Genomic DNA, 12664 nt, shown 5'->3' with positions numbered 1-12664 from the left:
TGAACCACAGAACGCGCGAGGCGGGAGAGGATGGGCCCCATGTTCGACGGACCTGAACCCATCTACCTCCAGATCGCGCAGATGATCCGTGCGCAGGTGCTCGCGGGGGAGCTCGCGGAGGAGGAGCAGGTCATGTCCACGACGCAGTTCGCGACGACGTTCCGGATCAACCCGGCGACGGCAGCCAAGGCGTTCGCCGGCCTCGTCGACGAGGGCGTCCTCTACAAGCGGCGCGGGCTCGGCATGTTCGTCGCACCCGGCGCGCGCGAGCGGCTGCTCGCCGAGCACCGCGCGCGGTTCTTCGACGAGGTCCTCGACCCCGCGCTGGCGCAGGCGGACCTCCTGGACATCCCGGCCGCCGAGATCGTCGAGCACGTCCTCGGCCGCCCGCGGCCCGCCGGTCCCGGGACCGGCGACGCACCCCGTACCGGCCCCGACACCGACCCCACCCCGAGGTGAGACCCGTGACCGCCCGGCCCACCAGCCACCCCACCGACCACCCCGCCCCGACCGCGCCCTTCGGCGCCGAGGTGCGCGACGTCGTCGTGCGGTACTCCCGCGGCGACGACCCCGCGCTCGACGGCGCGACCCTGACGATCCGGCCCGGCGTCATCACCGGCCTCCTGGGCCGCAACGGCGCCGGCAAGACGACGCTCGCCGCCCTGCTCGCCGCGTTCCGGCGCCCGACGTCGGGCACGGTCCGCGTCGGCCTGGACGGCGAGCTCGAGGACCCGTTCGAGAACGTCTGGGCGACGATGCACACCCAGCTCGTGCGCGAGAGCGGCGACGTGGGGGAGTCCGACAAGGCGCGCGACACGCTCGAGTACTACGCCGACGTGCGCCCGCACTGGGACGCCGACCTCGCCGGGCGCCTCCTCGACACGTTCGAGGTGGACGTCCGCAAGAAGCCGAACGAGCTCTCGCGCGGCAAGCGCTCGGCGCTCGGCGCGGTCGTCGGGCTCGCCGCCCGCGCGCCCCTGACGATCTTCGACGAGGTCTACCTCGGCATGGACGCCCCGAGCCGCTACGCGTTCTACGACGCGCTCGTCGCGGACTACGCCGAGCACCCGCGCACGATCCTGCTCTCGAGCCACCTGATCGCCGAGGTCGAGCGGCTCTTCGAGGACGTCGTGATCATCGACCGCGGGCGGGTCCTGCTCGCCGAGAACGCCGACGACGTCCGCGCGCGCGGCGTCAGCCTCACCGGGCCGGCGGACGTGGTCGAGCGCCACACCGCGGGCCGGGAGGTGCTCGCCCGGCAGCGGCTGGGCAGCACGGCCCAGGTCACCCTCTTCGGCGCGTTCGCCCCCGACGAGCGGGCCGCGGCCGCCGCGGCCGGGCTCGAGGTCGGGGCGGTGCCCGTCCAGGACCTGTTCGTCCACCTCACGCGCAACGACCGCACCGAGGACGGCGCGCTCGCCCGCACCCGCACGCAGGAGGCACGATGACCGCCACGACCCCGCGCGCCGCGGAGCGCCGCGCGCTCGAGAAGGCCGCCCACCGGCGCGGCGTCCGCGCCGTCGCCTGGTACTTCATCGGCGGTACCTGGTACGTCGGCGTGTGGTTCTGGCTCATCGCGCTCGCCATCGGGGCCCTCGTCCTGTGGATCATGCTGCGCAACGACGACGTGAGCATCGAGGGCGTGGGCGGCGTCGCGGGCTCGGCAAAGTTCTTCCTCTTCGTCATGGGCATCCTCCTGCCGCTCATGTCGATCGCGCTGCACGTCGCCGCCGGCGGCACGCGGCGGTCGTACACGCACGGGCTGTGGATCGGCGCCGCCGTCTCCGGGCTCACGTTCGGGATCGCGACCGCGCTCGTGCGGTGGGCGGAGTGGGCGCTGTTCCGCCGGGCCGGCTGGCCGACGGAGCAGGACCTCACGCAGCTCTACGCGGACGGGTCCGAGGTCGGGCTCATGATCCTCGTCGAGGGCACGTTCTGCGTCGTCTACTACCTCGCGGGCATGGTCGTCGCCGCGGGCTTCTACGGCTTCGGGTTCCTGCGCGGCGTGCTCCTCGTCGTCGCGTCGCTCGCGACCGTCGTGGTGAGCGAGGTGTTCCTCCGCTCCGGGTTCTTCGGCCACGCGCTCTCGCGCGTCGTCGGTCTCGACGGCACCCCCGTCTGGCTCGCCGTGCTCGGCGGGCTCGCCGGGGTCGTGCTCGCCGCACTGCTCCTGCGCGTCGTCCTGCGGGGCGTCGCGATCCGTCCGGTCGAGTTCGCGGGCACCGCGAGCGCCTGACCGGCAGCACCCTCCCGACCGCATCCCCACCCGTCCGGGCGGCGCACGGCGCCGTCCGTGGGTGCCGCACACCCTCCTGGAGGTCACCATGAGCACCGCAGCACCGCCCCCGGGCGGCACGACGGCGACGTCGCCCGCCCCGCCCACCGGCCGCACGGCCGGGCCCGCCCCGGTCGTCGAGATCCGGAACCTGCGCAAGACGTACCCGGGACCGCAGGGTTCCGGCACGCGCACCGTCGCGGTCGAGGACGTGAGCCTCACCGTCCGGCAGGGCGAGATCTTCGGCATCCTCGGGCCCAACGGGGCCGGCAAGACGACGACCGTCGAGTGCCTCGCCGGGCTGCGCCAGGCCGACGGCGGCACGGTGCGCGTGCTCGGCGTCGACCCGCAGGCCGACCCCGCCGCGGTGCGCGACGTCGTCGGCGTCCAGCTCCAGGAGGCCGCGCTCAACGAGAAGATCACGGTCGAGGAGGCGATGCGGCTCTTCGCGTCGTTCTACGCGTCGCCCGGCGACGTGGAGGAGCTCCTCGACCTGCTCGACCTCGCCGCGCACCGGCGCGTCGCGTTCGCCAAGCTCTCGGGCGGGCAGAAGCAGCGCCTGTCGATCGCGCTCGCGCTCGTGGGGAACCCGCGCGTCGCGATCCTCGACGAGCTGACCACCGGGCTGGACCCGGCGGCCCGCCGCGCGACGTGGGAGCTCGTCGAGCGCGTGCGCGACCGCGGCGTGACGATCCTGCTCGTCACGCACTTCATGGACGAGGCGGAGCGCCTGTGCGACCGGCTCGTCATCATCGACCGCGGCCGGGTCGTCGCGCAGGGCACGCCCGCGGAGCTCGTCGACTCCGTCGACACGTCGCGCACCGTGCGCCTGCGCGTGCCGCCCGCGGACCACGACCTCGCGCTGCACACGATCGCGGGGCTCGCGGACGTCGAGCGCGTCGAGGCGTCGCCGAGCGGCGGGCGCGAGATCGAGGTCACGGGCTCCCGGCGGGTGCTGCCCGCCGTCGTGCTCGCGCTCGCCGAGCAGGAGGTCGTGCCCGACGACGTCCGGACCGTCTCCCGCACGCTCGAGGACGTCTTCGTGGCCGTGACCGGCCGCACCTACGACCCGGACGCGACCGACGTCTCGGACGCGACCGACGCCCGGCCGACCCGAGGGGAGTCCCGATGACCGCCACGACCCTGACCCCGTCCGCCGTGCCCGTCCGCCGCAGCAGCGGCTGGCGCGGGTTCGGCGTCCTGCTCGCCACGGAGGCGCGGCTCTGGCTGCGCGACCCGGGGACGGTGTTCTTCGCGCTCGTGTTCCCGACCGTCCTGCTCGTCGGGGTCGGGTTCGCCATCCCCGGGATGCGCGTGCCGATCGAGGACGCGCCCCCGCCGTGGGGCGGGCTCACGCCCGTCGCGCTCTACGCGCCCGTGGTGCTCGCCGCCGCGATCGCGACCCCGGCCCTGACGACCATGCCGGTCTACTTCGCCACGTTCCGCGAGAAGGGCCTGCTGCGGCGGCTGTCGACGACGCCCATGCGCCCGCAGGGGATCGTCGTCGCGCACCTCGTCATCAACCTCGTGGCCGTCGTGGTCGCGTCGGCCGTCGCGCTCGTCGTCGGGCAGCTCGTGTTCGGCCTGCCGGCGCCGCAGAACGCGGCGACGGTCGTGCTGGCGTTCGTCCTCGGCGTCGCGTCGATGTACGCGCTCGGCACCCTCGTCGCGGCGCGCGCACCCAAGGCGAGCACGGCGTCCGCGATCGGGACGCTGATCTACTTCCCGCTCCTGTTCCTCTCCGGGCTGTGGACGCCGGGGCCGATGATGCCGGAGGCCGTGGCGCAGGTCGGCAGGTTCACGCCGCTCGGCGCCGCGTCGCAGGCGATGACGGCGGGGTGGTTCGAGGAGGGCTTCCCCACGGTGCAGGTGGTCGTCATGGTCGTGTGGACGGCCGTGCTCCTGCCGCTCGGCATCCGGCTCTTCCGCTGGAGCTGAGGCGGGACCGACCGCGGAGCCGGGCCCTCGGCCCCGTCCGCGCCACCGCTCGGCCTCGTCCGGGTGGCGGCCCGGCCCCGCGGGCGTGGCCGCCGGAGCGCCCCTAGCCTGACCGGCATGAAGCCCTTCCTGCTGCTGGCGTCCCGGGCGGAGGACCCGGCCGCGGACGGCGAGCACGCGGCGGTGCTGCGTCACTCCGGCCTCGCGCCGCACGAGCTGCACCGCGTGCGGATGGAGGCGGGCCCGCTGCCGGCGATCGACCTCGACGCGTACTCGGGGGTGATCGTCGGCGGCAGCCCGTTCGACTCGTCGCGGCCCGAGGCGGAGAAGTCGGCGACGCAGCGCCGGGTCGAGCGCGAGCTCGCGCCGCTCCTGGACGAGATCGTCGAGCGCGACGTCCCCTTCCTCGGGGCGTGCTACGGCGTCGGGACCCTTGGCCTGCACGAGGGCGCGGTGCTGGACGACACGTACGCCGAGCCCATCTCGCCCGTGACGATCCGGCTCACCCCGGAGGGCCGGGCCGACCCGCTGCTCGCGGGCCTGCCCGACGCGTTCGAGGCGTACGTGGGCCACAAGGAGGCGGTGCGGGAGCTGCCGCCGCACGCGGTGCTGCTCGCGACGTCGGACGCGTGCCCGGTGCAGATGTTCCGCGTCAAGGAGAACCTCTACGCGACGCAGTTCCACCCGGAGCTCGACCTGGAGGGCATCCTCACGCGCATCGGCGTCTACCGGGACTACGGCTACTTCCCGCCCGAGGCCGCGGGCGACGTCGAGGCGGCCGTCCGGCGCGGCGACGTCCGGGAGCCCCACCGCATCCTCGCAACTTTCGTCCACCGCTACGCGACCGACTGAGATCGAGCCGTCCCCCGGAGGTCGAACAGGCGGTTGTGGTCCGTCCTGCCGCCAGGACGGACCACAACCGCCTGCTCGGCGGAGCGGGTCAGCGGGTGGCCGGGGCCGGGTGGGGGGTGTCGGCGGGTGTCGGGTCGGCCGCTGCCTCCGCCGCTACGGCGCGGCGGTGCGCCCGCACCGACCAGACGACGGCCGCGGCCCAGACGACCGCGACGAGCGCCAGCACGACGCCCTGGACCGCGCTGCTCGCGTCCACCCAGTCGGAGCGCAGCAGCGTGCGGACGTTGGTGAGCACGATGACGCCGCCCACGGCCGAGCCGAGGATCCGGGGCGGGAGCATCCGCACGAGCCACGCCGCGATCGGCGCGGCGACGAGCCCGCCGAGGAGGAGCGCCACGACCCACGTCAGGTCGATCCCCTGCGAGCCGAGCGACCAGAGGAACCCGAGCGACGCGGCGACCGCGACGAGGAACTCGCTCGTGTCGACGGACCCGATGACCTTGCGGGGCTCGATCCGGCCCGACGCGAGCAGGGCGGGCGTGCCCACCGGGCCCCAGCCGCCGCCGCCCGTGGCGTCGACGAAGCCGGCCACGAGGCCGAGCGGCGCGAGGAACCGCTTGCGCAGCGGCAGCCCGAGGCGACCCGTCGGCAGCCCGGCGAACGTGAAGCGTGAGAGCACGTAGACGCCGAGCGCGAGGAGCAGCAGCGACATGACGGGGGCGGCGACCTCGGTCGACAGGTTCGCGAGGAACGTCGCGCCCGCGAACGCCCCGAGCGCGCCCGGCACGCCGATGCGCAGCACGACCTTCCAGTCGACGTTCCCGAACCGCCAGTGCGCCGCGCCGGACGCGAGCGTCGTCCCGATCTCCGCGAGGTGGATCGTCGCCGACGCCGCCGCGGGGTTGGTCCCGATCGCGAGCAGGAGCGTCGTGGACGTCACGCCGTACGCCATGCCGAGGCTGCCGTCGACGAGCTGGGCACCGAGGCCCACGAGGGCCAGCAGGACGAGGGTCCGCACCGGGGCCTCCTTGCTCGGGCCGTCGGGAGGGTCCCGACGTGTCCTGACAAGGTTGACCGGACGGGTCCACTATGTGAAGCGCCGACCGCATCGTGGGCCAGTGTTAACGGGAGCGTCCCGTCAGGGGTTCTCCCACGCGTCGGCGCGGGCCGCGAGCGCGTGCACGTCGTCGGGCAGGTCGCGGCGCACGACGTCGTCGATCGTCACGCGGTCCAGCACGTCGCGGACGCTCGCGCGCAGGGCGATCCACACCTCGAGCAGGCCCGCCGCGGAGCCGTCGTACTCGAGGCTCGGGGGGCGCTCGTCGCGGACCGTGACGAGGGGGCCGTCGACCGCGCGGAAGACGTCGGCGAGCGTCACCTCGGACGCCGGGCGCGCGAGGCGGTGGCCGCCGGAGCGCCCGCGGACGCTCGCGACGATCCCGGCCCGGCGCAGGTCGCCGAGGATCCGTTCGAGGAAGCTCACCGGGAGGCCCTGACCCGTCGCGAGGTCCTCCGCCCGCACCGGGTCGCCGTGCGGCGACGCCGCGAGCTCGGCGCACGCCCGCACCGCATAGTCCGCCTTCGCCGAGACACGCATGAGGACATTGTGCCGTGCGCGGGTCTCACCCCGGGGCGCCGCTGCCCCTCGCGACCCCTTCCCCCCTACGCTGTGACGCGTGGACGTGCACGAGCGCAACAACGTGCGGGTCATGGGGGCGCAGGACGGCCCGACGATGGTCTTCGCGCACGGTTTCGGCTGCGACCAGTCGATGTGGCGCTTCGTCGCGCCCGCTTTCGCGACGGACCACCGGGTCGTGCTGTTCGACCACTCGGGGTGCGGGGCGTCGCACCCGACCGCGCACGACGCCGTCCGGCACGCCGACCTCGCGGGCTACGCCGCGGACGTCGTGGAGATCGTCGAGGCCGTGGGGCAGGGAGACGAGCACGGGGACGGGCGCGGGCCCGTGGTGCTCGTGGGCCACTCGGTGAGCGCCGTGATCGCGCTGCTCGCGGCGGCCGACCGCCCGGACCTGTTCGACCGGCTGGTGCTCGTGGGCCCGAGCCCGCGGTACGTCGACGACGACGGCTACCGCGGCGGGTTCACGGCCGAGGAGATCGACGAGCTCCTGGAGACGATGGACGCGAACTACCTCGGCTGGACGCAGGTCATGGCGCCCGTGATCGCCGGGAACCCGGACCGCCCGGCGCTCGGCGACGAGCTCGCTGCGGTGTTCCGGCGCAACGACCCCGCGATCGCGCGCCAGTTCGCGCGGGCGACGTTCCTCGGCGACAACCGGGCCGACCTGGCGCGCGTGCGCACGCGGAGCCTCGTGGTGCAGAGCCGGGAGGACGTCATCGCGCCGCCCGAGGTCGGGCGCTACGTGCACGAGCACCTGCCCGGCAGCGACCTCGTCGTCATCGACTCGGTGGGGCACTGCCCGAACCTCTCGCACCCCGCGCTGCTCGTGCGCGCGATGCGCGACTGGCTGGGCGCCGCCTGATGGCGATGTCCCGGGCCGAGCGCTGGGCGCTCGCCCCCGTCGCGCTGCTCCTCCTCGACGCCGAGGCGCGCGTCCTCGACGCCAACGACGAGTTCCTCCGGACGATCGAGGTCCCGGACGTCGAGGCGGTCGCGGGCCGCCGGCTGGCGGACCTGCTCACGGTCGGTGGGCGCATCTTCTGGGAGACGCACGTCGGCCCGCGCCTGCACATCGAGGGCCGCGTCGACGAGGTCGCGGTCGAGCTCCGCACGCCCGGGGGCCGCGAGCCCGTGCTGCTCACGGCGATCGAGCGCGAGGCGCGCGGCGAGCGGCTGATCGAGGTCGCGATGCTCGGCGCGCGCGAGCGGTCGCGGTTCGAGCACGAGCTCGTCGAGGCGCGCCGCGCGGCGGAGGAGGCGGAGCGCCGGGTGCGGCTGCTGCACGGCGTCGCGGCCGACCTCGCGAGCGTCGCCGGTCTCGACGGCGTCGCGTGGGTCCTGCTCCGCGCGGCCGTCACGATGCTGGGCGCGGGCGACGCCGCGCTGTGGACGGCGCAGGAGCGCGGCCCGTTGCGGCGGTGGGGCGGCGCCGTCGGCGTCCTGGCGCCGTCGATCGACGAGCTCACCGAGGCGACCGTGCGGGACGACGGGACGGTCGTCGTGCCGCTGCGCACCGCGGGCGCGCTGCTCGGCGTGCTCGCGCTCGAACCACGTCGCGCCGCGGGTTCCGACCCCGTCGACCTGGGCACCGCCGCCGCCGCGGGCCAGCTCGCGGCGCTCGCGCTCTCGCGCGCGCGGGTCCACGAGCAGAGCGTCTCGGTCGCGAGCGAGCTCCAGGGCGCGATGCTCTCGGACGGGATCGTCGCCGACCCGCAGGTCGAGGTCTCGGCGTGCTACCGCCCGGGCGTCCACGACCTCCAGGTCGGCGGCGACTGGTACGACACCTTCCGGGTCGCGCCCGACGTCGTCGCGCTCAGCGTGGGGGACGTCGTCGGCCGCGGGCTCAAGGCGGCGACGTCGATGGGGCAGCTGCGCACCGCCGTCCGGGCGGCGTCCGACACGGGGCTGCCGCCCGAGGAGGTGGTCGAGCGCGTCGACCGCTTCGTCGACCGGACGGGCACGGGCTTCATGGCGAGCCTCGTCTACGGGGAGCTCGACCTGCGGGCCGGGGTGCTGCGCTACACGTGCGCGGGCCACCTGCCGCCCCTGCTCGTGCGCGCGGGCGGCTCGGCCGCGTACCTGTGGGAGGCGCGGTCGACGCCGCTGGGCGTGCGGGGCACGACGCCGCGCGTCGCGAAGGCCGTGCGGCTCGCCCCGGGCGACCTCCTGCTGCTCTTCACGGACGGCGTGGTCGAGCGCCGCGACCGGCCGCTCGCGCTCGCGCTCGACGAGCTCGCGGACGTCGTCACGCGCGCGCTCGGCGCGGGGCTGCGCGACGAGCGGCTGCTGGAGGCCGTCGTCTCGCGCGCGCCGGAGGACGACGACGCGTGCCTGCTCGCGGTGCGCTGGCTCGGCCCCGCCGGGGACGGACGGGCGGTGCCCGACGCTCCAGCCGCCGCGTCAGCGGACGAAGAACGGGCCGGCTGAGGGGTCGGCGAGCCGCGCGAGGGCGTGGCCGAGGCGCTCGGTCGACGAGCGCGCGACGTCGTCGGGCAGGGCGTCCGGGGCGAACCACGCGACGGCGAGGGACTCGTCGTCCGCGACGTGCGCCGCCGCGGCGGCCGCCGGCGACGCCGGGCGGCACAGGAACGCCAGGTCGAGGTACTGCGACCGGTCGCCGTTGGGGTACTCCATCGGCTCCGTGACCGTCACCGCGACGAGCGCGTCCACCACGACCTCGACGCCCGTCTCCTCGAGCACCTCGCGCGCGAGCCCGACCGCCGGGTCCTCGCCCGGCTCGAGGATCCCGCTGATCACGGCCCACTGGCCGGAGTCGGCGCGCTGCCCGAGCAGCACCCGGCCGGCGTCGTCCACGACGACGCCCGACACCCCCGGCATCCACAGCAGGTCGGTCCCGACGTGGGACCGGAGGGCGGCGACGAACTCGGGGATCGGCATGCCCCGAGCGTAGGCGCTGCCCGACCGGCCCGTGAGACGGGCCGTCCGCCCCTCGGAGGCGCTGTGCTACCGTCGGCTCGTGACTTCTCAGTGGTATTGGCGCTTTACGCAGGCTCCCGGTGGGGCCGTGCGGGCGTCAGCCTGACCACAGATCACCACCCGGAGCCAGCACAGGGCCTTGGACGCGGACCGCGTCCGGGCCCTTCGTCGTGAGACGGGCCGCTCCGGGACCACGGGCGGCAGCAGGCCGGTGGAGCGCCGCTGGGCATCCCGACTCACGGCGTTCCCCAGACCCCGCCGCACAGACCAGGAGCCCCCCGTGACCAGCACGACCACCTCGCCCGAGACCGCGACGACCGACGGTGCGACGAGTACCGTCGACCCCGTGGACAGCCCCGAGCTCCAGGCCCGCACGAGCGACCTGCGGGTCCGCGCGCTCGACGCCCTCCCCGCGCCGCGCGCCATGCTCGCCGACCTGCCCCTCGGCGCGACGCGCAGCGACCTCGTGACGACGTCGCGCCGCGAGGTCCGTGACGTGCTCGCGGGCGACGACGACCGCCTCCTCGTCATCGTCGGCCCCTGCTCGGTGCACGACCCCGAGGCCGCGCTCGAGTACGCGGGGCGCCTGGCCGCCGTCGCGCACGAGCTCGCGGACGACCTCATGGTCGTCATGCGCGTCTACTTCGAGAAGCCGCGCACGACCGTGGGCTGGAAGGGCCTCATCAACGACCCGCACCTCGACGGCTCGCACGACGTGCACCACGGCCTGCGGCTCGCGCGCGAGGTGCTGCTCGGCGTCCTCGACGCCGGCGTCCCGGCCGCGTGCGAGTTCCTCGAGCCGACGAGCCCGCAGTACATCGCCGACGCGGTGTCGTGGGGCGCGATCGGCGCGCGCAACGCCGAGTCGCAGGTGCACCGCCAGCTCGCCTCGGGTCTGTCCATGCCCGTCGGGTTCAAGAACGCGACCGACGGCGACGTGCAGATCGCGGTCGACGGCTGCATCACCGCGGCGAGCGAGCACACGTTCTTCGGCATGGACTCGCTCGGCCGGGCCGCCGCCGTGGAGACCGCGGGCAACCCCGACTGCCACGTCATCCTGCGCGGCGGGCGCTCGGGCCCCAACTACGGGGCCGACGACGTCGCTGCGGCGCTCGCGGTCGCGCGCACCTCGGGCCGCGGCGGGGTCACGGAGCACGGGCTCGTCGTCGACGCGTCGCACGGCAACTCCGGCAAGAGCCACGTGCGCCAGGCGGAGGTCGTGCGCGAGGTCTCCGCGCGGCTGGCCGAGGGCGAGCAGGGCATCACGGGCCTCATGATGGAGAGCTTCCTCGTGGCGGGTGCGCAGAAGCCCGCGCCGAGCGGCCTCGTCTACGGGCAATCCGTCACGGACGCGTGCATCGACTGGGACACGACGGCCGACCTCCTCCAGGAGCTCGCGGCGGCGGTCCGCGCCCGGCGCGCGCTCTGAGCGGTGCCCGCGGGACGAGGACCCATCCGTCCGCGCGTCGGCGCCGAACCCAGGGTGTCCCGGACCGACCGGGACGGCGCTGGCGACGGGAGGTCGGGTGCCGAGAGCCGTGGTCGACGCGCCGCAGCGCGTGCGGGAGGCGCCCGTGCTGCACACTGACCGGGTGCCACCTCCCGTGACGACGAACCCGGCGGTCGACGCCGCCCTCGCGGCGTGCGCCGGCGGCGACCCCGCCGCGTTCGCGCCCGTCTACGACGCGCTCGCGCCGGTCGCGTACGGCACGTGCCTGGGGGTCCTGCGGGACCCGGACCACGCGGCGGAGGTCGTGCAGGAGGTGATGGTGGAGGTGTGGCAGACGGCGGCGCGCTACGACGCGACCCGCGGCTCGGCGCGAACCTGGGTCGCCACGCTCGCCCGGCGGCGCGCGGTGGACCGCGTGCGGGCCGAGCAGGCGCGCCGTGACCGCGACCAGCGCGACGTGGACGCCTCGACGGCCGCGGCACCGCGGGACGTGGTGGTGGAGGACGTCGAGCGACGTCTCGAGGGCGCGGCCGTGCGGCGGTGCCTGGACTCGCTCACGGCGACGCAGCGGGAGGCGGTCGTGCAGGCGTACTACGGCGGGCTCACCTACCGGGAGGTCGCCGAGCGGCTCGACGCCGCGCTGCCGACCGTGAAGTCCCGCATCCGGGACGGGCTCCTGCGGCTCCGCGACTGCCTGGGGGTGCGTCGTGGCTGACCCGACCACGCCCCGCGGCGACGGCGCGCACGACCGTCCGGACGTCCGCGACCTGCTCCCCGCCTACGCGCTCGACGCGGTGGACGACGTCGAGCGGCGCGCCGTCGAGCGCCTGCTCGCGGCCGACCCCGACGCGCGGCGCGAGCTCGACGAGTACCGCGACGTCGTGGCGGCGTTCGCGGTCGAGAGCGACCCGCCGCCCGCGCTGCGCGACGCCGTGCTGGCCCGGGTGGCCGCGGCCACGGTACCGCCCGCCGGGGAGAGCACGGGGGGCGTCGTCGTCGACCTCGCGGCCGCGCGGCGCGCCCGTCGACGGCGCTGGACCGGGCTCGCGGCGGCGGTGGCCGCGGTGGTCGCGGTGGCCGTCCCGACGACGGTCGCGGTCCGCGCGACGCAGGAGCAGTCCCGCCTGGAGGCGCGGGCGGACGCGATCGAGCGCATGCTCGCCGACCCCGACGCGACGATCCTGCACGGCGACGTGGCGGGCGGCGGGCAGGCGTCCGTCCTCGCGGCGGGCGACGACATGTACTTCCGCGCGTCCGACCTGCCCGACACGGGCGACGACCGGGACTACCAGCTCTGGGTGGTCGAGCCCGACGGCGCCGTCGTCTCGGCGGGCGTCCTCGACGTCCAGGACGGCAGCACGTCCCGGCTCGTCCAGGGCGAGCCGGGCGTCGGCATGGCGGTGACGGTCGAGCCGGCGGGCGGCTCGGAGCAGCCCACGACGGACCCGGTGGTCGCGCTCGTCGGCTGAGCGCCGCGGCCCGGAGGGGTCGGGACGCGCGCGGGAAAAACTCGTGCCGATCCCGACCCATCCACCCGGGCCAGCGCTCCGAACCCTCGGCATGACGCCCCGCA

14 protein-coding genes are annotated in these 12664 nt (G+C 75.6%); 11 read left to right on the top strand and 3 right to left on the bottom strand.

The genetic code is table 11. The features are described 5' to 3' along the window. Positions 1-39 precede the first annotated feature (39 nt). From HKK73_RS15995 to HKK73_RS15970, 6 genes are all read left to right on the top strand, one after another. A complete protein-coding gene (locus tag HKK73_RS15995) occupies positions 40-459 on the top strand; it encodes a GntR family transcriptional regulator (RefSeq protein WP_031316974.1) in 420 nt (139 codons plus the stop codon). A gap of 5 nt (positions 460-464) precedes the next feature. Continuing rightward, positions 465-1448: an ATP-binding cassette domain-containing protein gene (locus HKK73_RS15990; protein WP_171468378.1), complete on the top strand. Its 984-nt coding sequence runs from the start codon at positions 465-467 to the stop codon at positions 1446-1448. Continuing rightward, on the top strand, positions 1445-2236 hold the full coding sequence (locus HKK73_RS15985) for a hypothetical protein (RefSeq protein ID WP_085387304.1): 792 nt from the start codon (positions 1445-1447) through the stop codon (positions 2234-2236). Before HKK73_RS15990 ends, HKK73_RS15985 begins: the two co-directional genes overlap by 4 nt. An 88-nt stretch (positions 2237-2324) precedes the next feature. Next, the gene (locus HKK73_RS15980) at positions 2325-3407 is read left to right on the top strand and encodes an ABC transporter ATP-binding protein (RefSeq protein ID WP_085388647.1); all 1083 of its coding nucleotides are present in this window, start codon (positions 2325-2327) and stop codon (positions 3405-3407) included. Next, entirely contained in the window at positions 3404-4213 is an 810-nt protein-coding gene (locus HKK73_RS15975) for an ABC transporter permease (protein ID WP_043654394.1), read from the top strand. The genes HKK73_RS15980 and HKK73_RS15975 overlap by 4 nt, the downstream gene beginning before the upstream one ends. Positions 4214-4330: 117 nt before the next feature. Next, positions 4331-5065 (top strand): glutamine amidotransferase, encoded by a 735-nt coding sequence (locus HKK73_RS15970; protein WP_114552945.1) that lies wholly within the window; start codon positions 4331-4333, stop codon positions 5063-5065. 88 nt (positions 5066-5153) lie between these two features. Here HKK73_RS15970 and HKK73_RS15965 read toward each other — a convergent pair whose 3' ends face one another. Continuing rightward, the gene (locus HKK73_RS15965; protein ID WP_043654400.1) at positions 5154-6083 is read right to left on the bottom strand and encodes a sulfite exporter TauE/SafE family protein; all 930 of its coding nucleotides are present in this window, start codon (positions 6081-6083) and stop codon (positions 5154-5156) included. Positions 6084-6203: 120 nt separating this feature from the next. After that, entirely contained in the window at positions 6204-6662 is a 459-nt protein-coding gene (locus HKK73_RS15960) for an Rrf2 family transcriptional regulator (protein WP_034652034.1), read from the bottom strand. Between the two features lie 79 nt (positions 6663-6741). Between HKK73_RS15960 and HKK73_RS15955 the strand changes: the two genes are divergently transcribed. Then, positions 6742-7566 carry an alpha/beta fold hydrolase gene (locus HKK73_RS15955; protein ID WP_171468377.1) on the top strand — a complete coding sequence of 275 codons (825 nt, stop codon included), beginning with the start codon at positions 6742-6744 and terminating at the stop codon, positions 7564-7566. Next, positions 7566-9131 carry a PP2C family protein-serine/threonine phosphatase gene (locus tag HKK73_RS15950; RefSeq protein ID WP_171468376.1) on the top strand — a complete coding sequence of 522 codons (1566 nt, stop codon included), beginning with the start codon at positions 7566-7568 and terminating at the stop codon, positions 9129-9131. The genes HKK73_RS15955 and HKK73_RS15950 overlap by 1 nt, the downstream gene beginning before the upstream one ends. Here HKK73_RS15950 and HKK73_RS15945 read toward each other — a convergent pair. Then, a complete protein-coding gene (locus HKK73_RS15945) occupies positions 9105-9602 on the bottom strand; it encodes an NUDIX domain-containing protein (RefSeq protein ID WP_076404510.1) in 498 nt (165 codons plus the stop codon). The two genes, HKK73_RS15950 and HKK73_RS15945, sit on opposite strands and share 27 nt — an antisense overlap. A 385-nt stretch (positions 9603-9987) precedes the next feature. Between HKK73_RS15945 and HKK73_RS15940 the strand changes: the two genes are divergently transcribed. From HKK73_RS15940 to HKK73_RS15930, 3 genes are all read left to right on the top strand, one after another. Then, on the top strand, positions 9988-11070 hold the full coding sequence (locus tag HKK73_RS15940; protein ID WP_034652063.1) for a 3-deoxy-7-phosphoheptulonate synthase: 1083 nt from the start codon (positions 9988-9990) through the stop codon (positions 11068-11070). Positions 11071-11233: 163 nt separating this feature from the next. Continuing rightward, complete coding sequence (sigK, locus tag HKK73_RS15935; protein ID WP_085951324.1) at positions 11234-11806, top strand: ECF RNA polymerase sigma factor SigK; 573 nt, start codon at positions 11234-11236, stop codon at positions 11804-11806. Then, a complete protein-coding gene (locus tag HKK73_RS15930; RefSeq protein ID WP_171468375.1) occupies positions 11799-12560 on the top strand; it encodes an anti-sigma factor domain-containing protein in 762 nt (253 codons plus the stop codon). Before sigK ends, HKK73_RS15930 begins: the two co-directional genes overlap by 8 nt. Positions 12561-12664: the final 104 nt, after the last annotated feature.

The sequence above is a fragment of the Cellulosimicrobium sp. 72-3 genome (genome assembly GCF_013127315.1).
Classification (GTDB): domain Bacteria; phylum Actinomycetota; class Actinomycetes; order Actinomycetales; family Cellulomonadaceae; genus Cellulosimicrobium; species Cellulosimicrobium funkei.
The sequence above is the reverse complement of the archived record's forward strand: the minus strand, read 5'-3'. Positions and strand labels throughout refer to the sequence as shown.